25 protein-coding genes and 1 tRNA gene are annotated in these 25,266 nt (G+C 71.1%); 8 read left to right on the plus strand and 18 right to left on the minus strand.

All coding sequences use genetic code 11. The features are described from left to right. Positions 1-14: 14 nt before the first annotated feature. The gene (locus ISU10_RS03780; protein WP_194695031.1) at positions 15-230 is read right to left on the minus strand and encodes a hypothetical protein; all 216 of its coding nucleotides are present in this window, start codon (positions 228-230) and stop codon (positions 15-17) included. Positions 231-286: 56 nt separating this feature from the next. Next, a complete protein-coding gene (locus ISU10_RS03785) occupies positions 287-1,747 on the minus strand; it encodes an RNB domain-containing ribonuclease (RefSeq protein WP_194695032.1) in 1,461 nt (486 codons plus the stop codon). Between the two features lie 59 nt (positions 1,748-1,806). On the opposite strand from ISU10_RS03785, the gene yaaA reads away from it, so the two are divergent. Further along, positions 1,807-2,583 carry a peroxide stress protein YaaA gene (gene yaaA / locus ISU10_RS03790; RefSeq protein WP_194695033.1) on the plus strand — a complete coding sequence of 259 codons (777 nt, stop codon included), beginning with the start codon at positions 1,807-1,809 and terminating at the stop codon, positions 2,581-2,583. A 3-nt stretch (positions 2,584-2,586) separates the two neighbouring features. Here the strand turns inward: yaaA and ISU10_RS03795 are convergent, their stop codons facing one another. From ISU10_RS03795 to ISU10_RS03810, 4 genes are all read right to left on the minus strand, one after another. Then, a complete protein-coding gene (locus ISU10_RS03795; RefSeq protein ID WP_194695034.1) occupies positions 2,587-3,780 on the minus strand; it encodes a bifunctional RNase H/acid phosphatase in 1,194 nt (397 codons plus the stop codon). Further along, positions 3,777-4,565 carry a zinc ribbon domain-containing protein gene (locus ISU10_RS03800; protein WP_370864694.1) on the minus strand — a complete coding sequence of 263 codons (789 nt, stop codon included), beginning with the start codon at positions 4,563-4,565 and terminating at the stop codon, positions 3,777-3,779. Before ISU10_RS03800 ends, ISU10_RS03795 begins: the two co-directional genes overlap by 4 nt. After that, the gene (locus tag ISU10_RS03805; RefSeq protein WP_194695035.1) at positions 4,535-5,647 is read right to left on the minus strand and encodes a Nif3-like dinuclear metal center hexameric protein; all 1,113 of its coding nucleotides are present in this window, start codon (positions 5,645-5,647) and stop codon (positions 4,535-4,537) included. The genes ISU10_RS03800 and ISU10_RS03805 overlap by 31 nt, the downstream gene beginning before the upstream one ends. Before the next feature lie 88 nt (positions 5,648-5,735). Beyond that, on the minus strand, positions 5,736-7,271 hold the full coding sequence (locus tag ISU10_RS03810) for an AMP-binding protein (RefSeq protein WP_194695036.1): 1,536 nt from the start codon (positions 7,269-7,271) through the stop codon (positions 5,736-5,738). Between the two features lie 66 nt (positions 7,272-7,337). Here ISU10_RS03810 and ISU10_RS03815 point away from each other — a divergent pair, with 66 nt between their 5' ends. Continuing rightward, positions 7,338-8,018, plus strand: a complete 681-nt coding sequence (locus ISU10_RS03815; RefSeq protein ID WP_194695037.1) for an SDR family oxidoreductase — start codon at positions 7,338-7,340, stop codon at positions 8,016-8,018. On the opposite strand, the gene ISU10_RS03820 is transcribed toward ISU10_RS03815, so the two are convergent. The 3 genes from ISU10_RS03820 to ISU10_RS03830 all read right to left on the minus strand — a co-directional run bounded on the left by ISU10_RS03820 (position 7,901) and on the right by ISU10_RS03830 (position 9,920). After that, the gene (locus tag ISU10_RS03820) at positions 7,901-8,605 is read right to left on the minus strand and encodes a DNA alkylation repair protein (protein ID WP_194695038.1); all 705 of its coding nucleotides are present in this window, start codon (positions 8,603-8,605) and stop codon (positions 7,901-7,903) included. The two genes, ISU10_RS03815 and ISU10_RS03820, sit on opposite strands and share 118 nt — an antisense overlap. After that, positions 8,550-9,245, minus strand: a complete 696-nt coding sequence (locus ISU10_RS03825) for a phosphatase PAP2 family protein (RefSeq protein ID WP_194695039.1) — start codon at positions 9,243-9,245, stop codon at positions 8,550-8,552. The genes ISU10_RS03820 and ISU10_RS03825 overlap by 56 nt, the downstream gene beginning before the upstream one ends. An 87-nt stretch (positions 9,246-9,332) precedes the next feature. Next, positions 9,333-9,920, minus strand: coding sequence for a dihydrofolate reductase family protein (locus ISU10_RS03830; protein ID WP_194695040.1), 588 nt, complete (start codon positions 9,918-9,920; stop codon positions 9,333-9,335). Positions 9,921-10,082: 162 nt separating this feature from the next. Between ISU10_RS03830 and ISU10_RS03835 the strand changes: the two genes are divergently transcribed. Continuing rightward, complete coding sequence (locus ISU10_RS03835) at positions 10,083-11,423, plus strand: DUF222 domain-containing protein (RefSeq protein ID WP_194695041.1); 1,341 nt, start codon at positions 10,083-10,085, stop codon at positions 11,421-11,423. A 70-nt stretch (positions 11,424-11,493) separates the two neighbouring features. Beyond that, positions 11,494-11,565, plus strand: a tRNA-Val gene (locus ISU10_RS03840). A 6-nt stretch (positions 11,566-11,571) separates the two neighbouring features. Here the strand turns inward: ISU10_RS03840 and galE are convergent. The 9 genes from galE to ISU10_RS03885 form a co-directional block, all read right to left on the minus strand. Beyond that, a complete protein-coding gene (galE, locus tag ISU10_RS03845) occupies positions 11,572-12,540 on the minus strand; it encodes a UDP-glucose 4-epimerase GalE (RefSeq protein WP_194695042.1) in 969 nt (322 codons plus the stop codon). Next, complete coding sequence (locus ISU10_RS03850; RefSeq protein WP_228499392.1) at positions 12,537-12,890, minus strand: cupin domain-containing protein; 354 nt, start codon at positions 12,888-12,890, stop codon at positions 12,537-12,539. Before ISU10_RS03850 ends, galE begins: the two co-directional genes overlap by 4 nt. A gap of 34 nt (positions 12,891-12,924) precedes the next feature. Then, the gene (gene idi / locus ISU10_RS03855) at positions 12,925-13,491 is read right to left on the minus strand and encodes an isopentenyl-diphosphate Delta-isomerase (protein ID WP_194695043.1); all 567 of its coding nucleotides are present in this window, start codon (positions 13,489-13,491) and stop codon (positions 12,925-12,927) included. Then, on the minus strand, positions 13,488-14,510 hold the full coding sequence (locus tag ISU10_RS03860; RefSeq protein ID WP_194695044.1) for an NAD(P)/FAD-dependent oxidoreductase: 1,023 nt from the start codon (positions 14,508-14,510) through the stop codon (positions 13,488-13,490). The genes idi and ISU10_RS03860 overlap by 4 nt, the downstream gene beginning before the upstream one ends. Then, entirely contained in the window at positions 14,503-15,042 is a 540-nt protein-coding gene (locus ISU10_RS03865) for an isoprenylcysteine carboxyl methyltransferase family protein (RefSeq protein WP_194695045.1), read from the minus strand. The genes ISU10_RS03860 and ISU10_RS03865 overlap by 8 nt, the downstream gene beginning before the upstream one ends. A 7-nt stretch (positions 15,043-15,049) precedes the next feature. Then, positions 15,050-16,111 (minus strand): type III polyketide synthase, encoded by a 1,062-nt coding sequence (locus tag ISU10_RS03870; protein WP_194695046.1) that lies wholly within the window; start codon positions 16,109-16,111, stop codon positions 15,050-15,052. Next, positions 16,089-17,300, minus strand: a complete 1,212-nt coding sequence (locus ISU10_RS03875) for a geranylgeranyl reductase family protein (protein WP_194695047.1) — start codon at positions 17,298-17,300, stop codon at positions 16,089-16,091. The genes ISU10_RS03870 and ISU10_RS03875 overlap by 23 nt, the downstream gene beginning before the upstream one ends. Beyond that, positions 17,297-18,109 (minus strand): UbiA family prenyltransferase, encoded by an 813-nt coding sequence (locus ISU10_RS03880; protein ID WP_194695048.1) that lies wholly within the window; start codon positions 18,107-18,109, stop codon positions 17,297-17,299. The genes ISU10_RS03875 and ISU10_RS03880 overlap by 4 nt, the downstream gene beginning before the upstream one ends. A gap of 80 nt (positions 18,110-18,189) precedes the next feature. Continuing rightward, positions 18,190-18,489, minus strand: a complete 300-nt coding sequence (locus tag ISU10_RS03885) for a hypothetical protein (protein WP_194695049.1) — start codon at positions 18,487-18,489, stop codon at positions 18,190-18,192. Between the two features lie 235 nt (positions 18,490-18,724). Between ISU10_RS03885 and ISU10_RS03890 the strand changes: the two genes are divergently transcribed. The 4 genes from ISU10_RS03890 (at position 18,725) to fgd (ending at position 25,090) form a co-directional block, all read left to right on the plus strand. Further along, a complete protein-coding gene (locus ISU10_RS03890; RefSeq protein WP_194695050.1) occupies positions 18,725-19,801 on the plus strand; it encodes a phosphatase PAP2 family protein in 1,077 nt (358 codons plus the stop codon). Then, complete coding sequence (locus ISU10_RS03895; protein WP_228499394.1) at positions 19,798-21,582, plus strand: DUF8823 domain-containing protein; 1,785 nt, start codon at positions 19,798-19,800, stop codon at positions 21,580-21,582. The genes ISU10_RS03890 and ISU10_RS03895 overlap by 4 nt, the downstream gene beginning before the upstream one ends. A 106-nt stretch (positions 21,583-21,688) precedes the next feature. Then, positions 21,689-24,076 carry a bifunctional FO biosynthesis protein CofGH gene (locus ISU10_RS03900; RefSeq protein WP_370864700.1) on the plus strand — a complete coding sequence of 796 codons (2,388 nt, stop codon included), beginning with the start codon at positions 21,689-21,691 and terminating at the stop codon, positions 24,074-24,076. Then, positions 24,077-25,090, plus strand: a complete 1,014-nt coding sequence (gene fgd / locus ISU10_RS03905; RefSeq protein ID WP_194695052.1) for a glucose-6-phosphate dehydrogenase (coenzyme-F420) — start codon at positions 24,077-24,079, stop codon at positions 25,088-25,090. It abuts the gene before it with no gap. The last annotated feature ends 176 nt before the right edge of the window (positions 25,091-25,266 follow it).

Genomic DNA, 25,266 nt, shown 5'->3' on the forward strand with positions numbered 1-25,266 from the left:
GGGCTTCGGACGGCTCAGACCGCTCGGGAACGCTGCGGTCGACGCGTCCAGCGGACCAGGCCGGTCACCATCAGGACCAGACCAGCGAGGCTCAGCAGGGCGGCCAAGCCGTTGCCCGCTCCGGCCAGCAAGGGTCCGATCAGGCCGACCACCACGCCGGCAAGCAGCAGCGGCGCGATGTCCCAGGAGCGGGTGGGGGTGTGGGTGGGGGTCCGGGTGGCGGTATCCACACCACGTTTGTACGCCGATCGCCCGCTCCGCGCGGGCGAATCGCCGAACCGGTGCCTCAGACGTCGAGAGTGAACGTCACGCTGCGCTTCAGCGGGTCGGCACTGGTGAGAGTGGCCGAGACCTCGTTGCCGAGCGGGAGCGCCCCGGCAGCGACGACCGGCGCCTCGACAGCAGGGTCGTGGACGGTGATGGTGCCGCGCTTGTCGTCCTTGTCATCCACCTCGACGACAACGCCGTCGAACCGCTCCCCCACCCTCGGTCGCAGCACGCCGGCCTCGACGAGGTCGATGATCGCTCCCTCGTAGCGATGGGAGAGCTGGTCGGCACGCTGCAGGGTCGACGGCAGGTCGTGGAGGCGGTCGAGCACCCACCCGGGCACCTCCTCGCCAGCGCACAGTGCCAGGCAGATCTCACCGGCGTAGCGGTCGCCGAGCCGGCGCAGGGGCGCCGTCACGTGGGCGTACTCGGAGGCCAGGGCGGAGTGCTCCGGCTGGTCGGGCACCTCGCCGACGAACCCGACGTACCCGCTGCCGCGCAGCAGCCTCGTGCACGCCGTGACCATGGCCGCGTGAGCCGGCTTGGTCGGGTCGAGCGAGCGCACGAAGTCGGGGTAGAGCATCTCGGCCGGCCAGTCGATGCCGAGCGCCCGAGCGGTGCGGTGCAGCCGTTGCACGTCGCGCGGGTCGGCGGGCGGCAGGGTCCGGAGCAGCCCGACGCGGCCGTAGACCATCAGGGAGGCCGCGGCCATGCCCGTGAGCAGCGAGATCTGCGCGTTCCACTGCTCGGTCGGGATCTGTGCCCGGAACTCCAGGCGCCACTGCTCACCCTCGACGGTGACCTGCTGCTCCGGCAGCGGCAGCGACACACCGCCACGAGCCGCCTCGCGGGTCAGCCGGAGCTCGCCGACCTCCTTGAGGAGGAGCAGCGGCTCGTCGGCCGAGCCGTCGTCGATGGCTTGTTGGACACCCTCGTAGCTGAGCTTGGCCGTGGACCGCACGCGCGCCCGCTCGACGGTGACGTCGGTGCCCTCGCCCGTCTCGTCGACCTTGATCGTCCACAACAGTGCGGGCGAGACCTGGTCGGGCAGGAGCGAGGCGGCGCCCTCGGAGATCGTCGTCGGGTGCAGCGGCACCTTCTGGTCGGCGCCGTAGAGCGTCATGCCGCGCTTGTGGGCCTCTTCGTCGATCGGGTCGCCCGGGCTGATGAACGCGGCCAGGTCGGCGATGGCGTAATAGACGACGTAGCCGTCGGCGTTGTCAGGGTCACGCACGATGTGCATCGCCTGGTCGAGGTCCATCGAGCTCGGCGGGTCGATGGTGACCAGCGGGATGTCGGTGCGATCGAGGTCGGGCAGCCGGGGTGCGGCGACGGCTGCCTCGGCGGCTGCCATCACCTCGGCCGGGAACTCCGGGGTCACCTCCAGCTCGGCCTGGATCCGCGCGATGCCGTCGCGCAGCTCGTGCGCGGCGACCCCGTCGTCGGCGCTGGTCACGTGGACGACGCGGCTGGCAGCCATGCGGTTCACCCTAGCCAGCGCGGTGCGCGAGCCCGGGGAGCGCCCACTAGCCTGTCGCGGTGCTCATCTTGCTGCCGCCGAGTGAGGGCAAGACGGCAGCCGGGCGCGGGAAGCCTCTCGACCTGGACTCCCTGTCGTTCCCGGAGCTGACCTCAGCGCGACGCAAGGTGCTCGACGCGCTCGTCGAGCTGTGCCAGGCAGACGCCGAGCACGCCCGCAACGTGTTGGGGTTGCCGCCGGGACTCGCCGACCTGGTGGCGCGCAACGCCACCCTCCCGCAGGCAGCGACGGCGCGGGCTGACCGCGTCTACTCCGGCGTGCTCTACGACGCGCTCGGCCTGCCCGGTCTGCCGCCGGACGCGCGCCGACGGGCCACCAGCCGGGTCGCCGTGGTCTCCTCGCTGTTCGGGCTGGTCCGGCCCACCGATCGCATCCCTGCCTACCGGCTCTCGGGCGACGTGTCGCTGCCCGGCGTGGGACCCGTGGCCGCCGTATGGCGAAGCGCCCTCGATGACGTCGTCCCGGGCGCGGCCGGAGGGCTGGTCGTGGACCTCCGCTCGACGACGTACGCAGGGTTCTGGCGTCCGCAGCCCGACCTGGCCAGGCGCGTGGCGACGGTCCGGGTCCTGCACGAGAGCGGCGGTAGGCGCACGGTGGTGAGCCACTTCAACAAGGCGACCAAGGGACGGCTCGTGCGCGACCTTCTTCTCGACGGTGCCAACCCGCGATCCGTCACGGCGCTGGTGGCGACCCTGGAGCGACTCGGCTGGACCGTTGAGGTGGGTGACCCCGGAAGGTACGGGACGCAGCTCGACGTCGTGGTCAGTGCCGTCTGAGGGCTACCAGCGGGTCTCGTCGTCGAACAGGTCGACGCCCGGTGCCAGCATGTTGAGCTGGCGCAGGGAGGCGTAGCGCTGGGTCGCGCCCGGCAGGGTCTCCCCCTCGGGTGGGGTGAAGAAGGTGACGACCGAGACCGATGCCGGCCGCAGCTCCATCCGGAACTGCGTCTCCACAGGCACCTGCAACGCCTCCGCGACGACCACCTTGATCGGGGTCACGTGGCTCGCGATCACCACGGTGCGACCGACGTGGCGGGACAGCACCCGCTCGAGCGCGGCGAGCACGCGCTGTTGCACCATCACCAGGGACTCACCACCGCCCGGTCGCTCCTCCAGAGAGCCGAGCCAGCGCTCGACGGCCGCCCGGTCCATGGCCGCGACCTCGTCGAAGGTCATGCCGTCCCAGGTCCCGAACTCCATCTCGGCGAACCCGGGCTCCTCCTCGATCGACACCCCGAGGTGCTCGGCGAGGATCTCCGCGGACTCGTGGGCACGGCGCACGGGCGATGCCACCACGGCATCGACACGATCGCTGATCGAGGCCAGCCAGTCGGCTGTCATGCGGATCTGCTCGCGACCTTCCTCGCTCAGGCCCGGGTTGCTGCTGGCCAGGCCGCCGGAGAACCTCCGCTCCCTGGTGTGGGCCGTGACGCCGTGGCGCACCAGCACCAGCGTCGTCGGCACCTGACGCCGCCAAGCCAGCCAGCTCGGCTCGGTCTCCTCGGGCCCGGCATCCTCGGCCTCGGTGGGCGGCAGGCCCTGCTCCTGGACCGCGACGGTGACGCCGCTGCGCAAGCCGTCGAGGGCCTCGTTGACAAGTCGGTCGGCGTGCTTGTTCTGTTCGCGAGGAATCCAGGTATAGGTAGTGCCGAACGGCGCCAGCCGGTTGGCCTCGATCGCGAGCGGCTTCATGTCGGGATGCTTGATCTTCCAGGTGCCCGACATCTGCTCGACGACGAGCCTGGAGTCCATCCGCACCTCGATGTCGGCATCCGGCGCGAGGTCGGCCGCCATCTTGAGTCCGGCGATGAGCCCGCTGTACTCGGCCACGTTGTTGCTGGCCACCCCGATCGCCGTGCCGTCCTCGGCGATCACCTCGCCGGTGTCCGCGTCCTTGAGCACGGCGCCGTACGCCGCCGGGCCGGGGTTGCCGCGCGAGCCGCCGTCGGCCTCGATGACGACCCGCCGTGTCACAACCCTGAGTCCTCCGTGCGCACCAGGATCCGCTGGCACTCCTCGCAGCGCAGCACCTCGTCCTCAGCGGCGCCGCGGATCTTGACGATCTCGGCGTTGTCGAGGCTGAGCATGCAGCCGCTGCACTGCCGAGCACGCAACGCGGCGGCGCCGACGCCGTTCTTGGCGGCCCGCAGCCGGTCGTACAGCGCGAGCAGGTCCGCGGGAACACCCTCGGCGACCGGGCCCCGACGCGCCGCCACCTCGGCGAGCTCGGCGTCGATCTCGGCGAACTTGGCGTCGCGCGCCTGCTCGAGCCTGGCGTTGCGGGCGTCGGCGCCGGCGAGCTGGGAGGCGAGGTCGTCGAGGGTCCGCTGGGCGTCCTCGAGGCGGGCCATCACCTCCAGCTCCTCGTCCTCGAGACTGGTGATGCGGCGCTCGAGGGAGGCCATCTCCTGCTGCATCCGCTCAAGGTCGCGGGGGTTGGTGATCAGGCCCTGCTCGATGCGGGTGCGGTCGCGGTCGCGGCGCACTTTGACCTGCTCCACGTCGGCGTCGACCTTGGTCTGCTCGGCGGTCAGGTCGTCGACGACGATGCGGGCGTCGCGCTCCTGGTCGCGCAGGTCCTTGCGGGTCATCGTCAATGCTGCGAGGTCGTCGTGCTCAGGCAGGGTCCCGCGCTGGTGGCGCAGCTGGTCGGCGCGGGCGTCGAGCTCCTGGAGGTCGAGCAGGATCAGCTGGGCCGCGGGGTCGGCTTTCAGGGTGAGCTCCTTGGTCAGGCGCGAAAGGTCCAGGCGTCGGTGCACAGCGTGCTGACGCGAGCCTCCACCGTATCCAGGGCCGCCACCAGCCTCGCCGAGACGTGGGGAAGCCAGGTCCACTCGGCGGCCCAGTGGGAGACATCCACCAGAGCCGGACCGCCCTTCTCGACGAACTCGGTCGCCGGGTGGTGCCGCAGGTCGCTGGTCACGAAGACGTCGACGCCCGCACCGATCGCGTCACCGAGGAGGAAGTCCCCTGCTCCGCCCGCGACGGCCACCCGACGAACGGCACGGTCGGCGTCGCCAGCGGCGAGCACCCCGCGAGGCGTCGGGGGCAAGGTGCGCGTGACGTGCTCGACGAACGCCCGCAGAGTCGTCGGGTCCACGTCGCCCACCCGCCCTGCGCCGGTCGCCGAGGTGCCGGCATCCGCGAGCTCGACGACGTCCCAGGCAGGCGTCTCGTAGGGATGCACAGCAAGCATCGCGCGTACGACGTGCTCGCGTCGTCGACGGTCGAGCACGACCTCGATGCGCTCCTCGCCGACCACCTCGAGCCGGCCCACTTCGCCGATGGTGGGGTTCGCTCCCTGGGCCGGACGGAACCTCCCCTCCCCCGGTGAGCTGAACGACGCCGACTCGTAGGACCCGATCACACCGGCTCCACCCTCGGCCAGCGCACCTCGGACCCGGTCGGCATCTGCGAGCGGGACGTAGACGGTCAGCTTGTCGAGGGGCTGGCCCTCGGCGCGCAGCGGACGCAGGTCACCCAGCCCGAGGGCGACCGCGAGGGACTCACTGACTCCGCCGACCGAGCCGTCGGCGTTGGTGTGGGCGGTCAGCAGCGCGCAGCCCGCCCGTGCCAAGGTGCCGAGCGTGCGGCCCTTGGGCGTCGTCTCGGCGAACCCGTGCACCCCCCGCAAGAACAGCGGGTGATGGGTCACCAGCAGGTCCGCGCCCCACTCAGCCGCCTCCCGCGCCACCTCGATGGTCGAGTCCACGGCGAACAGCACCTTGCGCACGGGCTGGGCAGGGTCGCCGTACACCAGGCCGACGGCGTCCCACTCGTCGGCCGATTCGGGCGGGTACCACCCGTGCAGCAGGTCGACGACCTCCATCAGCGTCGGCATGGGCAGAGGCTAACCGCCCGGCGCCGAGCCGGTGGCCGAGCCGGGGTCGGTGGTCGACCACCGAGCGACGCTCGACCACCGGATTGGCCTAGTTCACCTGCCGGTCGCGCCCCTCCCAGTACGGCGCGCGCAGCTTGAACTTCTGCAGCTTGCCGGTCGCCGTGCGGTCCAGCACCTCGCGGAACTCGACCGACGACGGGGCCTTGTAGCGGGCGACCTTGCCCTTCACGTAGTCGATCAGCTCCTGCTCGGTGAGGGGCGAGCCCTCTGCCTTGACCACCAAGGCCTTGATCGTCTCGCCCCACTTCTCGTCGGGAACGCCGATGACGGCGACCTCGGCGACGTCTGGGTGGGAGAAGATCGCGTCCTCGACCTCGATCGAGGAGACGTTCTCGCCCCCGGTGATGATGACGTCCTTCTTGCGATCGGAGATGGTCAGGTAGCCGTCGGTGAAGGTGCCTCCGTCGCCGGTGTGGAACCAGCCGCCGTCGAGGACGCGGGCGGTCTCCTCCGGGTTCTCCCAGTATCCCGCGAGCACCACGTTGGACCGCGCCAGCACCTCGCCCTCGTCGTCGATGCGCAGGCGTACGCCGACAGCGGGCGTCCCGGCCCGGCCGAGCCTCGCGGCCCGGTCGGCGGCCGGCAGGTCGTCCCACTCCTGGCGGGAGCGGTTGACGGTGAGCAGGGGCGAGGTCTCTGTCAGGCCGTAGATCTGGAGGAACTCCCAGCCCAGCTCCTCCTCGACGCGCTGGATGGTGCGGGTCGGAGGCGGAGCGCCGGCCACCACGATGCGCGTCCGGTCGCGACCGGGGATCTCGCCGTCCCAGGTCTGGGCGGCGTCGAGGATGGCCGCCACCACGGCAGGCGCCCCGCACATCAGCGTCACGCCATGCTTCTCGACCCGGCGCAGGATCTCGTTGCCGTCGACCTTGCGCAGCACCACCTGGGGCACGCCCATCCCGGCCATCGTGAACGGCATTCCCCAGCCGTTGCAGTGGAACATCGGCAGCGTGTGCAGGTAGACGTCGCGGTCGCTGACCCCGGTGTGCCAACCGAAGGTGGTGGCGTCGACCCAGATGTTGCGATGGGTCATCTGCACGCCCTTGGGCCGCGCGGTGGTGCCGGAGGTGTAGTTGATGGTCGCGGTGGCGTTCTCGTCGGGCTCCCACGGCTGCGGGTCGGCGTCCTCCCCGTCGACCATCAGCTCGTCGTCCGACCCGATGACGAACGTGTGCGCCGACGCCTTGAGGCCGTCGAGGGAGTCGGCGAGCTCGGGATCGATGAAGAGCGCCTCGGCACCCGAGTGCTCGACGATGTAGGCGACCTCGTCGCGGGAGAGGCGGAAGTTCACCGGCACCAGCACGCGGCCGTAGCCGGAAATGCCCCAGAACGCCGTGAGCAGCCGCGCGCTGTTGTGGCTGACGATGGCCACGCGCTCGCCGAAACCGATGCCGAGCTCGTCGAGCTTGGCCGCCATCCGTCGGGCTCGCGCGCCCACCTCCGCGTAGGTGATCTCGCCCCACGATGCGGCAGGTTGGTGGGGCTCGTCCACGATGCCTGTCCGGTCGCCGTACACGGTCGTAGCGCGGTACAAGAAGTCGCTCACGGAGAAGGGCACGATCATGGGGTGACTCTCCCTCGCCCGGATATCCGTTGTCGACCCTCGCAACTGCGGGGAGGATCGGATCTCGTGACCGACCAACCCGGCTGCGTGGTCCTCGTCGAGGGAGCGAGTGACGCCGTCGTGCTGGAGGTGCTGGGTCGCCGTCTCGGACTCGACTCCCACCGTGTGCGCCCAGAGCTGGGTCCGACGGTGCGGGTCGTGTCGATGGGCGGGGTCACCAACATCGGTCGGTTCCTCGACGAGTACGACACGATGCCAGTGGCCGGCCTGTGCGACGGCGCCGAGATGCGGTTCGTCGCCCGGGCCCTACGGCGTCGCGGACACGACGTGGAGACGCGCGACGAGCTTGCTGCGCTGGGGTTCTTCGTGTGCGACGGAGATCTCGAGGACGAGCTCATCCGGGCGCTCGGCACCGACGCTCTCATCGACGTGATCAGCAGCCAAGGCGAGCTGCCCCTGCTCCGGACGCTGCAGCAGCAGCCGGCACAGCGCGAGCGGTCGCTGCCTGAGCAGCTGCATCGCTTCTTCGGCACCAAGTCGGGGCGCAAGCGCCGGCTGGCCGCGGCGCTGGCTGCCGAGATGCCCCTCGACCGGACCCCGCCTGCCCTGCGTGGTGTCCTCGACTTCGCCTACGCGCTGGCCGAGGCGGGCAGCCGCCGGATCGCCTCGCGTCGCGAGAGCCCGCTCAGCCGCGGCCCCAGCCGGTCGACCTCGCTGCGCACCCACTCCGGATCAGACCTGGAGTAGTCCCGCAGCGCCCAGCCGATCGCCTTGCGCAACCAGAACGAGGTGTCGTCGAGGTTGGCGGCGACGACGTCGTGCAGCAGGTCGGTGTCGGTGTCGCCGCGGTGCCGGACCTGGCTGAGCACGGCCGTACGCCGGACCCACAGGTCGTCGTCACGGGCCCAGGCGCGCATCACCGGCGTGACCTCCGCTCGATGGCCGGCGAGCACGTCGCCGACGAGGTGCGAGGCGATCTCGTCGACGTGGTCCCACCACGCGCCGGTGACCACCAGGTGCCGGTACAGCCCCAGTGACTCCGGGTCCTGCCACGGCCGGGCTGCACGATGGCGGGCCAGCGCGGTGGCGGCGTACCTCTCCTCGCGGTGCGTGGCGTCGTCCCACAGCTCGCGCACCGTCGCCTCCCAGGTCTCGCGGTCCTGGGGCGCGTGCTCGGTCAGGATCGGTCGAAGCACTCGCTTCAGCACAGGCGCAGGGAGGCCGTAGTACGGCATCGACGACTTCATGTAGGCCTGCTGCCCGGCCGCGATGTCGGGGTCACCTGCCTCCCGCAACGCGGCCCGAACTGTCGACACCAGGCTTTGCTCGGCCACGGACGCGCACCCTAGCCGGGTCGAACACGGCGATGCCGAGCAGGAGGACCCCGACTCCGAGAAAGGAACCTGCCACCACGTCGGTGGGGAAGTGCCGGCCCAGCAGCACTCTGTCGAAGCAGACGGTCACCCAGACCACGATCGCCAGGACCGTCAGCGCCGTGCGCCTGGGACCCGGTCCCACGAGGCTCCAGGCCAGAAAGCCCAGGATGCCGGCGAGCGCCGCGCTCGAGGAGGCGTGGCCGGAGGGGAAGGAGTGGGTATTGAGGAGGTCCGTCGTGTACTGCCACTCGGGGCGGTCCCGCCGCAACCACAGCTTGAGGCCTGTCGTGGCAACCGATGTCACGACCATCACGGCGATCGCGAAACCTGCCGCCCGATAGCGCCTCCGGCCGACCACGGCCACGACGATGAGCGTGGTCCAGGCGATCATGCCGACGGTGGCGAAGCCGACTTCGACCACGCGCAGTGCCGTGAGCAGGATCGTATGGTTGTCGGCCCAGTCCTCGGCTTGCCGACCCCACTGGTCGAAGCCGTCCATCGGTGAGCGGTCCTGCTGGACCACGACCCCGAAGGCCGCGACCACCGCGAAACAGGCCAAGGAGCAGGCGAGGAGAGTGACGACCATCTCGCGCGTCATCGAGGCACGCCGAGGCTCGACCACCTGTTGCTGCGCTGTCTGCATCGCACTTAGGTATCACGATGACACCTGGTGCGGCCTCACCCCTCAGGCGGGTGGCGACACGCGATAGCTCAGGTGCAGCACCCGGTTGCTCTGGATCACCACGTCAGGATCGCCCAGCAGGTGCTGCGCGGCGACCGACCCGAAGTAGCGCTTGCCGGACCCGAACACGACCGGCACGACGTCCATGCGCACCTCGTCGACCAGCCCCGCCGCGAGTACCTGGCCACCGACGTCGCCAGCGGCGACCTCGACGATGCGATCACCCGCGAGCTGCTGCGCCTTGGCCACCGCTTCCTCCACGCCGTTGACGAAGTGGAACGGCGCGGCGGGATCCCACCCCTCCGGCGCCGGCCGGTGCGTCACGACGACCACGTGGTCGACCCCGCCCGGAGGCTCCCCGTCCCAGCCGTCCGTCAGGTCGAAGACATGGCGGCCGACGACGGTGGCCCCGATCTGGCCCCAGTACGGCTTGGTGTAGTCGTAGGACGTCTGCGACACCTTCAGGTACCCGCCGTCGTCCAACGCGACATCGCCACTCGTCAACCAGTCGAACAGCGGTCCGGGCTGGTCGTTCTCGTCGGCGACGAAGCCGTCCACGGACACCGAGCTGTACATGACCACCTTGCCCATCGGGCCTCCTTTGCGCGGCTACCGCAAGTTAGCGCGTCATGGAGCTCGTCAGGAGTCGGTACTCGAACGGCTCGAAATTGGTGGCCCGCATGGTGGACATTCCTTGGTTCCGGAGGGCTTTTGACGGCATCGATGTCGGTGGTCCCTGTTTGACTTCTCGGTATGGATCTCGGGGGTCTGGACGGCATGTCGGGTGGTGAGCTGCTCGACCACGTCGACGCGCTGGCCCGACAGCAGCGCCAGACCGAGGTGGCGATCCTGCGCGCGGCCAGGCAGCACGCGATCATCAACGACGAGCACTCGATCCCCGGCTGGCAGCTTCGGGCGCCCGGTGGCCAACGGCCACGCCGGTTCGGCGGCGTCGGGACACCATTGGTCGCGGAGTTCTCCCCCGCCGCCCTCGGTGGGCGACTGGGGATCTCCACCCATGCCGCCCGCGAGCTGATGGCCGACGCGTTGGACATCGCCCACCGCCTCCCCAGGTTGCAGGCCAGGGTCGAGGCGCTGCAGGTCAAGGTGTCCTACGCCCGCTACATCGCCCGCAGGACCCGCAACCTCACCCGCGAGCAGGCAGACTACGTCGACGAACGCACCGTGGAGTCCGCCGACGGCCGCATCCCCTGGACCAGGTTCGAGACCCTCGTCGAAGCGGCCGTCAAGGCCAGTGATCCCGCGGCAGCCGCCGAGCACGAACGTGTCGAGGCCAAGCGTCAGTTCGCCCAGGCCACCTCGTCCACCGAGGACGGCATGCGCGGCTTCTACGTGCGGGCCAACCTCGGCGTCATCGCCAAGCTCGACGCCGCCGTCGCCTACTTCGCCACCGCTTTGGCCCACCTCGGCGACGCCCGCAGTGAAGACGATCGCCGCGTCACCGCCGTGCTGGTCCTGGCCAACCCGGTCCACGCCCTCGACCTCCTCCAGCGCTACCAGCAGTGGCTGGCCGACCAGCAACCGCCAGCCAGCAAGCCGGCTGTGGACCTGGCCGACCTGATGCCCGCGGTCGTCCTCTACGTCCACACCTACGCCGGCGCCGACACCACCGACATCGGCAGAGTCGAGGACCACGGCCCCGTCACCGAGACCTGGATCCGCGAGCACCTCGGCCCCTGCGCCAGGTTCACCGTCCAGCCCGTCCTCGACATCGAAGGCCAAGCTCCCGTCGACGGCTACGAGATCCCCGACCGACATCGCGAGGCCGTGCACCTGATGGGGCCGGCCGACACCTTCCCCCACTCACCCAACATCAGTCGGGCTCAACAGATCGACCACACCATCGCCTACCGCAAGGGCAAGGCGGCAAAGGGTGCTGGTCAGTCCCGCATCGGCAACTACGCCAAGATGACCGTCCTACATCACCGGATCAAGACGTTTGCCGGGTGGCAGGTCAAGCAACCCTTCCCGGGCATCGAGGTCTGGCAAGACCCCTTTGGCGCGCTCTACCTCGTCGACCACACCGGCACTCGCCGACTCGGCCGACACAGGGACGACGGGGAAGCCGCATAGCCCAGCACGTCGCACAAATCGTGCGTCGCCCGGCGACTGTCCTAGTCTGTGCGCGGTCCGAAACGGTCCGGGGCGCATAGCTCAGCGGTAGAGCGCTTGCCTTACAAGCAAGATGTCGCAGGTTCGATCCCTGCTGCGCCCACCGACCTCAGCCCCAGGCACGCCACGCAGAGTCGACCATCTCGCGCAGGTCGAGGCGTCCGCGCCAGCCCATGTGTCGGGCGATCAGCTCGGGATCGGCCACGAGCCGGTCCGGGTCGCCGGGCCGGCGGTCGACGATCTCAGGGCGTACGTCGAGTCCCGAGACCTCGGCGATCATCGAGAGCACCTCGAGGACGGACGCACCTCGACCGGTGCCGACGTTGAAGATCCGGTCGGTCGTCTGGTCGTAGGCCTCGCTCGCGATCCAGCCCAGGGCGGTCTCGTGCGCCTCGACCAGGTCCTGCACGTGGATGTAGTCGCGGATGCAGGTGCCGTCGGGTGTGTCGTAGTCGTTGCCGAACACCTTCGGCTGCTCACCGCGCGTCAGCGCCGACAGCGCGATCGGGATCAGGTTGAGGACGGCCGGGTCGCCGAGGTCGTCGTACCCCGACCCCGCGACGTTGAAGTACCGCAGCGCCACCCAGCGCAACCCCCATGCCTCCTCGGCCGCGCGGCAGTTCCACTCGGAGACCAGCTTGGTCTCGCCGTAGGGGCTGGCCGGTCGGGTCGGCAGGCTCTCGGCGATCCGCTCGCCGCCGGCATCGACGTTGCCGTAGGTCGCCGCAGACGAGGAGAACACCAGCTGCTTGACGCCGGCCGCCTCCATGGCGAGCAGCACGTTGGCGGTGCCGCCGATGTTCTGGCGGTAGTACCAAGCCGGCCGCGCCACCGACTCGCCGACCTGCTTGCGGGCGGCCAGGTGCACCACGGCCGTCACGTCGTGCTCGACCAGCACGCTGGTCAACAGCTCGACGGTCTCGTCTCGCGACAGCTCCGCCTCGACGAGTGGGGCCGCGCCGATCCGACTCCGCGAGCCGGTCGACAGGTCGTCGACGACCACGCAGCCGTCCTCGCCGAGCAGGCGCACCAGGTGCCCGCCGATGTAGCCGGCGCCGCCGGTGACCAGGACGCTCATCGAGCGTCACCCTCGGGCCGTCGGGAGTACTCCGCGGGACCGAACACCACGAACACCGTCAGGTCCTCCTCGATGTCGACGAACCGGTGCTCCTCGTCGGCGGCGACGAACACGACGGTGCCGGGTGAGACCGGACACGAGGCGGTCGGCGTCACCAGCCTCGCGCGTCCGGTGGTGCAGACGTAGAGCTCGTCCTCGGTGTGCGGCTCCTGGACGTCGGTGCCGCCCGCGGGGATGAAGTACGTGCCACAGCTGAGGTCGGGGACCCGCACGTGCTCGATCCAACCGGTGCCGTCCTCGTCGAGCTGGTCTGTGGTCATCGGCCGCCCGGCGGCGCTCAGCACCTGCATGAGGGGACCCTAGCGACGCCGGCCGTCCCCAGCCTCAGCCACGTGCGGCAGGGGGCAGCTCCTCGGCGGGTCGCGACGGTGTCCCCGCCAGATCAGCAGGAAGCTGGGCGACCTGCTCGCGACACCACACGGAGACGTCCCGTCCGGACAGCACGGACTCGCGAAACTGCGACCAAGGCTCCCAGTGGTGCTCCTCGACCTCGTCGCGATCAGCCCTCACCTCACCGTCGGACTGCGCGAGGTAGACAGGGCACAGCTCGTTCTCGACGACGCCGGTGTCCATCACCGCCCGGTAGCGGAAGCCGGGCAGTACCAGGCGCACGTCGGTCAGCGAGAGGCCGAGCTCCTGCCGCACCCTGCGCACCACGGCCTCGTCGAGCGCCTCGCCCGGCGCCGGGTGTCCGCAGCAGGAGTTGGTCCACACACCCGGAAAGGTCTTCTTGGAGAGGGCACGCCGGGTCACGAGGAGTCGGCCGGCAGGATCCAGGACGTAGCAGGAGAAGGCCAGGTGCAGAGGCGTCTCGGCGTGGTGGACCGCGACCTTGTCGGCCGTGCCGATCGCGCCCCCCTGCTCGTCGAGGAGGACCACGAGCTCGCTCACGTGGGCCTCGCAACCTGGTTGACGGCTGCCCTGAACAACCACGGGGCCGCCTTCGCCGCCGGCACCAGACGGCTGCGTACGGCGGGGCGAGCGCTGGCCGCAAGGAGCCCCCGGGTGAGCAGGTCGTGCCGTCGGGTCAGTCGGCGCCAGCTCGCTTCGTATGCTCCGGGGTCGCCGGCTCCCACGGCCGCCACCGCCGCCCTGGCCTGGGCGAGCCCGAGGGCGATGCCCTCGCCGGTGAGCGCGTCGACGTACCCCGCGGCGTCACCGACCAGCAGTACCCGGCCAGCGACACGTCGCGTCGTCTGCTGGCGCAGCGGCCCGGCGCCGAGCACGCGCGTCGCCGCGGCGCCCGCCAGCCGCTCGCGCAGCTGCGGCAGGTCACCGAGCAGGTCGTCGTAGTCGCCACCGCCGTCGACGAGCAGGGCGACGCCGACGCAGTCGTCGGCGACCGGAGTCACGTACGCCTCGGCGCGAGGCGACCAGTACACCTCGACGTACGGCGTCCACGGCGCCACCGCGAAGTGGCGACGCAGCCCGAAGCGGCGGCGACCGGGCGCAGGACCCTCGAGTCCGAGCATCCGGCGCACCGGGGAGTGCAGCCCGTCGGCCGCGATCACGTGGCGAGCCGAAAGCCCGTCGACGTCGACGTCGCCCTCACGCACCGCGAGGTGCCCCACGGTGCGCTGCTCGACGGGCACTCCGGCCGCGTCGACGGCCCGGGCGAGGGCGGCGTGCAGGGCGGTGCGCCGGACGCCGCGACCGGTGCCCGAGCGAAACGGCGCGTCGACCGACCGCGAGGCGTCGAGGTAGCGGATGCCGGCCAGCTCCCGGCCGGGTGGCGCGACGCCGAGTGTGTCGAGGTCCCTGACAGCGCCGGGCATCAGGCCTTCGCCGCACGCCTTGTCGACGGGACCGGGCCGCTGCTCCAGGACGGTCACGTCCAGGCCGGCGCGGGCGGCGTACAGCGCAGCGGCCAGCCCGACGGGCCCACCGCCGACGACGACGAGGTCACGCATCGACTCGACCGCCGCCCGACAAGGTGGCCAGGGCGGAGTCCTCGACGCGGATCCGCACCCGCAGCAAGAACGCGTTGAGCACCGAGAAGACGAGGGCCGTGACCCAGGCCGCGTGCACCAGCGGCAGGGCTGCGCCCTCGACGACGACCGCCACGTAGTTGGGGTGGCGCAGCCAGCGGTAGGGACCACCGGTCACTGGTGCCAGCCCGGGGACCACGATCACCCGGGTGTTCCAGCGACGACCCAAGGTCGCGATGCACCACCACCTCAGCGCTTGGGAGGCGATCACCACCAGTGTCATCGACCAGGCGAGCCACGCGGGCACGTCGGGTCGGCGTACCCAGGCCTCGACCAGGGCACCGACGAGCAGGCCGGTGTGGAGCACGACCATGAAGGGGTAGTGCCCCAGTCCGGTCTCGACGCCACCACGCGCACGGCTCCAGGCCGCGTTGCGGACGGAGACGACGAGCTCGGCGACCCGCTCGGCGCCCACCAGGGCGACCAGGACGCTGAAGGCAACCAGGCTCTCCATGCTCGGCTCACTCCCCTGCCCGGAGCAGCACCAGCTCGGAGCAGAAGCCGGGCCCCATCGCCAGGAGGAGGCCATGGCTGCCCGCGGCTGGTGGCCGCTCTCGCAGGGTGCTCTCGAACACGTGCAGCACCGATGCAGAGGACAGGTTGCCGACGCTGGCGAGCGAGTCCCACGTCAGCTGCAGGGCCTCGCGCGGCACCTCGAGCGCGACTTGCAGGGCCTCGATGACCTTGGGGCCGCCCGGGTGACAGACCCACCAGCCGATATCGGTACGAGAGAGGCCGTGGTCGGCCAGGAACTCGTCGACGTCACCGCGGATGTAGCGCTCGACCATCGTCGGCACCTCTGCGTCGAGCACGATCCGCAGGCCACTCGAGGTGACGTCGAACCCCATGGTCCGCTCGGAGTCGGGATAGAGCCGGCTGCGGGTGGCGACCACGTCGACCGGTCCGGCACGCCGGTTGCTGCCGGTCGCCACGACAGCGGCGGCGCCGTCGCCGAACAGCCCACTGGCGACCAGGTTGGGCATCGAGACGTCGTCGCGCTGGACGGTGAGCGAGCACAGCTCGACGGACACGAGCACCGCGACATCGTCGGGGTGACCCAGCAGGTAGTCGTGAACGCGGGCGATGCCGGCCGCGCCGGCCACGCAGCCCAGACCCACCATCGGCACCCGCTTCACGTCGGGCCGCAGGCCGATCGTGGCGGCGATGCGGGCCTCGAGGGACGGGACGGCCAACCCCGTCACCGTGGCGCACACGATCAGGTCGACGTCGGACGGCGTCAGCCCGGCAGCCTTCAGGGCGTCGACAAGCGCGCGCGAGCCGAGCTCGACGGCGTGCTCGATGAACCTGTCGTTGGCCTCGCCGAAGTCACCGAGCTCGGCGTACTCCTCGAGCGCCAGCACGACGTGCCGGGTGTTCACGCCGGCGTTGCGGTGCAGTCGTCGCATCACCGCCGCGTCGAAGCGGTTGCCGTCGTGCACGACGAACCTGGCGAATGCCTCGGTCAGCTCGTGCTGCGGGTAGCGGTTGCCGGGCAGGGCGCTACGGACGGACAGGATCGACATGCGACTCCTCGTGGTCGGGGCCCGACGGACGGATCAGCTCGCGGGCCAGACCCACGGCAAGGCGTGGCCCGATGCGGCCATCGCCCAGTCCCAGCTCTACCAGGGAGTCGAAAGCGTGGCGGTCGCGGCCCGCTGCGCGGATGCCGGCATCCACGACGGCCGGCACGCGGGCCAGCCGGGCGGCGGCCCAGGTGTGCTTGAGGTGGCGGCCCAGCAGGCCACGCACGGCACGACGGTGGACGGCACCTGCTCGACCCGGCTCACCCTCGGCGAGGCAGCGGGCGGCCGCGCGACCGGCGGCGATGCCGGTCGCGACGGCGTAGTAGATCCCCTCGCCAGTCATCGGGTTCACCAGCGCTGCGGCGTCGCCCACCAGCAGCATCGGACCGTCGGGCTGTCGCCAGTTCCAGCCCGAGAGCGGGAGGTGGTGACCCTTCCAGTCCTTGCCGTCGGGCACGCTGCCAGGCAGCAGCGCCTCCAGCTGGTCGAGCAACAGGGCCCGGCTCGGACCCGCACCGCGCTCGGGACCCGGTAGCAGCTCGCCGTACCCGACGTTGCTCCAGCCGTCACCGCGGTCGAAGGCCCAGGCGTACGCCGGCTGGGGCCGCGGTCCGTAGCGGATCACCTGCCTGCCCCGCCAGGCCTCGGCGGTCGGGGCATATCCGCGAATCGCGATCGCCCGCAGGCGCTGCTCCTGGCCGAGGAGTGTGGGCCGGAGCACCGAGTGCGCACCGTCGGCTCCGACGACTACCCGGGCGCTGAGCTCGCCGTCGAGCACGACCCGGTCGGCGCGGACCTCGACGGATCGGACGCGGCGGCGCTGCAGCACCGCTCCCGCCGCGACCGCGTGATCCACCAGTCGCGCGTCGAAGACGGTGCGCGGCACGACGTGCACCTCGCGGGTCATCGGTCCCGATACCGACACCTCGCCGCGGGCCAGCTCCAAGTGGGACAGGGGCGTCCATCCGTCGACGACGTCGGCCGCTCCGACCCGGGCCAACGCGTCGAGCACGTGGGGCGCGATGCCGTCACCGCAGCTCTTGTCGCGGGGGAAGTCGGCTCGGTCGAGCAGCAGCACCCGCAGGTGCGGTGCGGTCGTGAGCCCAGTCGTGAGCGCCGCCAGCGCCGCGCAGGATCCCGCGGGCCCGGCACCCACGACCACGAGGTCCCAGTCCGTCGTCCCGGTCACAGCGCCACCACGAGGAGCACGGCATCGAGCAGGGCGATGCCGACGGCTGCGGCGAACGGCGCCTTGCCGTGGCCGCGTAGCACCACCGCAGCGAGCGCGGCCACGACGACGACACCGGCGACGGCGACGACCAGCGGCACCGACGCGCCGAACAGCACCAGCACCGAGCCGAGTACGAGCACCGCGACAGCCGCGCCCGGTAGGCGCCGGGCACCGAGCCGGTGCGGCAGGCCGCGCACGCCGGTCGCGTCGTCATCGGCGATGTCGGGCAGCACGTTGAGCAGGTGCGCTCCCACTCCGAGTGACGCGGCGGCCGACAGCAGCCACCAGGGGACCGACCCCGTCTGGTCCGCGGCCGACCAGACGAACGCGGGCAGCAGGCCGAAGGCCACGGCGTATGGCACCCATGACCACACGGTCGCCTTGAGCCCCAGGTTGTAGGCCCAGCCGGCCGCGACGCACCCCAGGTGCAGCAGCCCTGCGGGCAGCCCGCACATCAGCGAGAGCACCACGCACAGCACGACAGCCGCCGCGCAGGCCGCGGCAGCGACCCGAGGATCGAGGGTGCCGAGCGCCAGCGGCTTGTCCTGTCGCCCGACGGCCCGGTCACGCGAGAGGTCGATGAGGTCGTTGCTCCAACCGATGGACAGCTGACCGGCCGCCACGGCCGCCGTGACGAGGACCACGCGGGAGGCCGGCATGTCGACTGCCACCGCGAGCACCGCTGCCAGCAGGGTCACCGCGGCGGCTGGGCCGGGGTGGGCCGCCGCGACCAGTGCGACCGGCCTCGTGTCGGCCAGCGCGCTCATCTGCCGAGCATAGGCTCACTTGGTGTCCACCCCCTGTCCCTGACCTGGCAGCAAGCGCTGGCCTGGCGGCTCGGGCGAGCTCAGCGGAACGTGAGCCAGGCCCCGACCACGCCGGGCGCCGGGCCGAGCAGCAGCCATACGCTCAGGAGACGCTTGGCTCTCAGGGCCCTGAAGGCACCGACCGCGACCACACCGGTCACTCCGGCCAGCACGTTGAGCCCGACGCGGGCGTCCTGGTCGTCGGAGAAGATCGCCGCCACCGCCAGACCGGCCGCGAAGTGCTCGATCACCGTGAACGCGAGCACGGAGATGATCCACTGCTGGACGGCAGTGATCGACATGCCGGTTGCCTCGCCAGGCGCGTTCCGCTGCTCGCTCACGCACTACACCGTAGGGACCCCAGGGGGCATGACTCGATCGGGCCCCTAGACCTGGGGTTGAGAGGACACCCTTACTGACGGACCATGAAACAAGCGGCGCCCCGCCCCGGAACCTCTCTCTCCCGGGAAGGGGCGCCTTGCTCTCTCCCCGGATCGCTGTGTCACGATGCAGGCGCCGGGAGGGAGTCCTGCGACGATGGTCTCCGCTCACGTGTGCACTGCAGGAGAACCCGCCATGACCGACACCGCGCCGACTCGGCGCTCACGGCTGACCGACGTACCGTCGGTCTCGCCGGAGGCGTCTGCGGCTGGCTCCGGCTACCTCTGGCGGTTCTGGCTCATCGTGGCCATCTGGGTCGCGATCGTGGCCGAGCGCTCGGCTGCCCTGGGTGTCTCGGTGCGCGACCCCGAGGGCCAGATGTTCGTCAACCGGCTGGCCAAGGCGCTGGTCTTCCTGGTGGCGATCGCCCTGGCCGAGGCCGTCCTCAGGGCCCGGTCGCGGGGCTGGTCGCTGCGCAGCGTCGCCGCCGTCGTGCGCGAGCGCTGGACGATGTCGCGGCTCCTGCTGGTCGTCAGCGGGCTGGTCGGCTACCACGTCGTCTACCTCGGCTACCGCAACCTGAAGAGCTGGAACGCCTTCAACCCTCTCCGCGACGACGACCTCCTCTCCTGGGATCGCGCGCTGTTCTTGGGACACAGCCCGTGGGTCCTGCTGCACACGCTCCTCGGCGAGTCCTACGCAGCAGAGGCGCTGGCGGTGGTCTACCGGTCCTTCACCTACGTCATCGTCCTGGGCCTGGTCGGCAGCCTGGCGCTGATCCCCCGGGTCCGGCACGCCTACGTCTTCCTCTGCTCGGCGACCTGGGCCTGGATCCTGGGCACCCTCTGCTACTACATCCTGCCCACCCTGGGCCCTTACGCCGCGGTGCCCGCCGAGTTCGCCGGGCTGCGGCACACCCCCATCACCGACACCCAGGCCGAGTACCTCACCGAGCGCGCCGCGTTCTTGGCCAACCCCGCAGCGCCAGACGCGTTCGTCAGCCTCGGGGCCTTCGCCAGCCTGCACGTCGGATTCACCACCTTGGTCTTGTTGATGGCTCGCTACTACGGGCTCCGGCGGCTGAGCATCGCGCTCGGCTTCTACCTGGCCGGGGTGATCCTCGCGACGGTCTACTTCGGCTGGCACTACGTGCTCGACGACATCACCGGCGTGCTGCTCGCCGTGACGGCCGTGCGGCTGGGCAGGTGGACCGTGAGCCCGCCGGCCGCGCTGGGCCGGCTCTTCGCGGGCTGGCGCCGGGAGCCGACGTGACCGTCCTCAGGGAGCCACCGGCTCCCGTCGTCGCGGTCACGCCGCCACCCGGACGCCTGCATGACCTCGGCCGTACCCTCCGACGCAGCCCGGTGTTCGTGGCCACCGTCGTGGCCGGAGTGCTGCACCTGCTGTGGTGGCGACTGCTGGCGACCCCGGGTGGCGACATCGCGGCCCAGGACGCCTGGGCGGCCTTCGCCAGGGCCCACCCCGGAAGCGCCTACGACCTGGCTTGGTACGGCGGCATGCACCCGGTGTCCTACAGCGCCATCTCCCCCTACCTGATGGCCGTGCTGGGCGTGCGGCCCACCATGGTCGTCGCCGGGACCCTGTCCGCGGCCCTGCTGGCCCTGCTGCTCGAGCGGAGCCGCCACGTCAGCCGGCCGATGGTGCCGGCCGTGGTGGGTGCGCTCGCGCTGACCGGCAACGCCGTGTCCGGCCGGGTGACCTTCGGCCTCGGGATCCTGTTCGGGCTCGTCGCCCTGCTTGCTGCGTTCGCCTGGTCGACCGACCGCGACCGCCGCCCGGCGATCGCCTGGCTGCGCATCTGCGTGATCGTCGCCCTGACGGCGCTCACCACAGCCGCGAGCGCGGTGGCCGGTCTCTTCCTCGGTCTGGTCGCCGCAGCCTTGTGGCTGACCGGCCGACGCCGGCTGGCCTACGCCATCGGACTGCCCCCGGTGCTCGTGGTCGCGGTGTCGGCGTGGCTGTTCCCCCTCTCGGGCGTCCAGCCGATGTCGTGGAACTCCGCCATCTTGCCCACGGTCGCCGGACTCACCGCGGTGCTGCTGTTCCCGCGCGAGTGGCGGTTGCTGCGCATGCTCGGCCTGGTCTACCTCGTCGCCGTACAGCTGGCCTGGCTGGTGCCCTCGCCCGTCGGCACCAACATCAGCCGGCTCGGACTCATCTTCGCGGTCGTCGGTCTCGTGGCGGCCCTTCCGGCGCAGGCCTGGGCTCGATCCCTGGCCGCCACCCTCCTGGGGCGTCCGGCCACCGCCGTGCTGGTCGGCGCGGCCCTCATCACCTCGGCGTCGTGGCAGGTCGGGCTCGCAGCGCACGACGCGATCAACACAGCACCCCCGGCCTCGCTGAGCCTCGACCTCGACCCGCTGGTCGACCAGCTGCACGAACGCAACGCCGGTCTGGGTCGCGTCGAGGTCGTGCCGACCGCGAGCCATCGCGAGGCAGCGGCCCTGGCGCCATATGCCAACCTCGCCCGGGGCTGGAACCGCCAGGCCGACGCCGCGCGCAACCGCCTGTTCTACCGCGAGCGTCCGCTGACGGCCGAGGCCTACCGGCTCTGGCTGCGTCGCTGGGCCGTCCGGTTCGTCGTGTTGTCGACCGCTACTCCCGACGACGCGGCCGTGCAGGAGGCCGCACTGGTCTCCGCCGGGCTGCCCTTCCTCAAGCAGGTCTGGTCGAACGCGGACTGGACCCTCTACGCAGTCCGCGATCCGCGCCCGCTCGTCTCCGCGCCCGCGACCGTGCTCGGCTTCGACGCAGCCATGATCACCCTCTACACGCCCGAGCCCGGCCCCATCGTCGTACGCGTGACGTACTCCGACTGGCTCGGCCTGGTCGACGCCGTCGGCAGGCCCGTGCCCACCACTGGGCCCGACGGCCAGCCCCTGGTGCTGTCGTGCGTCTCGGGCCAGGCGAGCGATCCCACCGTGACCAACACCCGCGACGACTGGCTCGTGCTGCATGCCACCGAGCCCGGGATCTACCGGATCGGCGCGCCCTACAAGGTGCCGCGGGGCTCGGCCTGCCCCTCACCCTGAAGGTCCCTCCGCCCGGGCTGCTCCGCCCGAACCTGCTCGACCTGCTGCGTCCGCCACGGGTTCCCTCCTCCGGAGCAGTGAGCAGTCGCAAGTACGGTTGGCAGTCGTGAGCCTCCTGGACCTGTCGACCGACGAGCTCATGCGGCGGGCGCGTGAGGTCCGCAGGTCGGCGACGGGCACCCGCGTCACCTACTCCCCCAAGGTCTTCATCCCGCTGACGAGGCTGTGTCGCGACCGGTGCGGCTACTGCACGTTCGCGACGGCACCACGCCACATCTCCAGCCCCTATCTCTCGCCCGACGAGGTGATGGCGATCGCTTCGCAGGGAGCGGAGGCCGGCTGCCACGAAGCCCTGTTCACCTTGGGAGAGGCCCCCGAGGAGCGGTACGCCGAGGCGCGCGACTGGCTGTCGGCGCACGGCTTCTCCTCCACCACCGACTATCTGGTCGCGATGGGTGCGAGAGTGCTGGAAGAGACCGGGCTGCTCCCCCACATGAACGCTGGCGCTGTCTCGCGCGACGACCTCGCCCGCCTGCGGGAGGTCGCGCCGTCACAGGGGATGATGGTCGAGTCGCTGCGCCCGGACCTCGCTGCCCACCGCGGGGCGCCCGACAAGACGCCCGAGCGACGGCTGGCCACCCTGGAGGCAGCCGGTGAGCTCTCGATCCCGTTCACCACCGGGATCCTCGTCGGCATCGGCGAGTCCGAGCCCGACCGACTGGAGGCGTTGGAGGCGATCGCCGAGAGCCACCGCCGCCACGGGCACGTGCAGGAGGTGATCGTCCAGAACTTCCTGCCCAAGGTCGGCACCGAGATGCGCCACAGCGCCCCGTGCCCGCCCGAGGACCACGTGCGCGCCATCGCACTCGCGCGCCTGGCGATGCCTGCCGACGTACACGTGCAGGCTCCGCCCAACCTGTCCGACGTCGACCAGCTCGGCGCGCTGCTCGACGCCGGCATCGACGACTGGGGTGGCGTCTCGCCCGTCACCATCGACCACGTCAACCCCGAGCGACCGTGGCCAGCGGTGGCGACCCTGCGGGAGGCGACCGAGTCACGCGGTCTCGCGCTGACGCCGCGGCTCACGATCTACGCCGAGTACGCCGCCGATCCCGACCGCTGGCTCGACCCCGCTCTGCGCTTCCCCGTGCTCGACCGGTCCGACGCCGAGTCGCTGGGGCGCGACGACCCGGGCGCGACCTGGCCCGAGCGCCACGCGGCGGCCGCCAACGTCGGCACCGGCGCCGAGGTCGTGCAGATCGGTCGGCGGTCGACGGCCTGGTACTCCGGCGCGGACACCCACCCGCCATCGTTGGTCGAGGAGGTCGCGCAGCGACCATCTGGAGACCCGGTGAGCATCGCGGGAGCCGTGGCAGAGGTGCTGGCCGGCGTACGCGCGGGACAGGAGGTCGGCGAGGACGAGATCGTCACCCTGTTCGGCGCGCGAGGACCCGAGGTCCCAGCCGTTGCCGCCGTTGCCGACGAGCTGCGCCGCCAGGCGGTGGGCGACGTCGTGACCTACGTCGTCAACCGCAACATCAACTACACCAACGTGTGCACCTACCGCTGCACGTTCTGCGGGTTCTCCAAGGGACCGCTGTCGCTCAACCTGCGCGGCGCGCCCTACCTGCTCACCCTCGACGACATCGCCCAGCGCACGGTCGAGGCAGCCGAGCGGGGCGCCACCGAGGTGTGCCTGCAAGGCGGCATCCACCCGTCGTTCGACGGCGACTTCTACGTCGACGTCACCCGCGCGGTGAAGCAGGCCGTGCCGGAGATCCACGTCCACGGGTTCACGGCGCTCGAGGTCACCGAGGGCGCGCGGCGCCTCGGCGAGCCGCTGGCGTCCTACCTGACCAGGCTCAAGGACGCCGGCCTCGGCTCGCTGCCCGGCACCGCTGCCGAGATCCTCGATGACGAGGTGCGGGCGGTGCTCTGTCCCGACAAGGTCGACACCGAGGAGTGGCTCGAGGCGCACCGGACCGCCCACTCCGTGGGGCTGCGCTCCAACATCACGATCATGTTCGGCTCGGTGGAACGGCCCGTGCACTGGGCCCGGCACCTCCTGCGCACCCGAGACCTCCAGAAGGAGACGGGCGGCTTCACCGAGTTCGTGCCCCTGCCGTTCGTGCACATGGCGGCGCCGATCTACCTCAAGCGCGGAGCCCGTCGCGGGCCGACGTGGCGCGAGTCGGTGCTGATGCACGCGGTGGCCCGCATCGCCTACCGCGGCCTGGTCGACAACATCCAGGCCTCGTGGGTCAAGCTGGGCCACGGCGGCGCCCGCCAGCTCCTCGCGGCCGGCGTCAACGATCTCGGCGGCACGCTGATGGACGAGAACATCAGCCGCGCCGCCGGCGCCGCCCACGGCCAGCTGGTCACACCCGAGGAGCTGCGCGCGCTGGCCACCACGGCCGGACGGGTCGCCGTCCAGCGCAGCACTCTGTACGCAAGCGCACCCCACATCCCTGCCCCGAGGCGAGAGGTCGGCTGAATGCAGATCGGTTACAAGGCCAGTGCCGAGCAGTTCGGTCCGCGTGAGCTGGTCGAGCTCGGAGTGCTGGCCGAGCAGGTAGGCCTGGACAGCGTGATGATCAGCGACCACCTCCAACCCTGGCGCCACATCGGCGGCCACGGCCCCAGCGCACTGGCCTGCCTGACCGCGATCGGCGAACGCACCCAACGCATCGTGCTCGGCACCAGCGTCTTGACCCCCAGCTTCCGCTACCATCCCGCGGTCCTCGCCCAGCAGTTCGCCACCCTCGCCCTGCTCTACCCCGACCGCATCATCCTGGGCCTCGGCAGCGGCGAGGCCCTCAACGAGATCGCCCTCGGACTGCGCGAGTGGCCCGACTTCAAAGAACGCTTCGCCCGGCTGCGCGAGTCGGTCCGCCTGATGCGCGCCCTGTGGGCCGACGAACGCGTCACCTTCGAAGGCGACTACTACCGCACCAAGGACGCGACCATCTACGACCGCCCCCTCAACCCCGACGGCACCGGAGCAGGCGTCCCGGTCTACATCGCCGCCGGCGGCCCGGTGATGGCCAAGTACGCCGGACGCGTCGCCGACGGCTTCATCTGCACCAGCGGCAAGGGCATGGACCTCTACACCGACAAGCTGCTCCCCGCCGTCATCGACGGCCTCTCCACCGCCCAACGCCCCGTCGACGCCATCGCCCGGATGATCGAGATCAAGCTCTCCTACGCCCCCACCCGCCAAGAGGCTCTGGAGAACACCCGCTTCTGGGCACCCCTCTCACTCCCCGCCGAGGACAAGCACCGCCTCGACGACCCCCTCGAGATGGCCTACGCCGCCGACAAGCTCCCCCTCGAACAGGTCGCCCAACGCTGGATCATCGCCACCACCCCCGACGAGGTCGTCGACGCCGTCCGCCCCTACCTCCAAGCAGGCTTCGACCACCTCGTCTTCCACGCACCCGGCACCGACCAACAAGGCTTCCTCACCACCTTCGGACACGACGTCGCGCCGTTGCTCAGGTCCCTCTGACTCGCCGTCTGGTCAGAGTCCCAGACCACGCGGAGCCGAGCCGGGCGAGGACGTCGGGTGCCGGCTCGCCGGTGACCGGCGTGTGCACGCGTTCCCAGAACCTCAAGCCCTCAGAAATGAGTCGAACCGCTGGCGTCTCGGGTCACCAGCGGTTCGACGGATAGAACATTACCCGC

The sequence above is a fragment of the Nocardioides agariphilus genome (assembly GCF_015352445.1).
Taxonomy (GTDB): domain Bacteria; phylum Actinomycetota; class Actinomycetes; order Propionibacteriales; family Nocardioidaceae; genus Nocardioides; species Nocardioides agariphilus.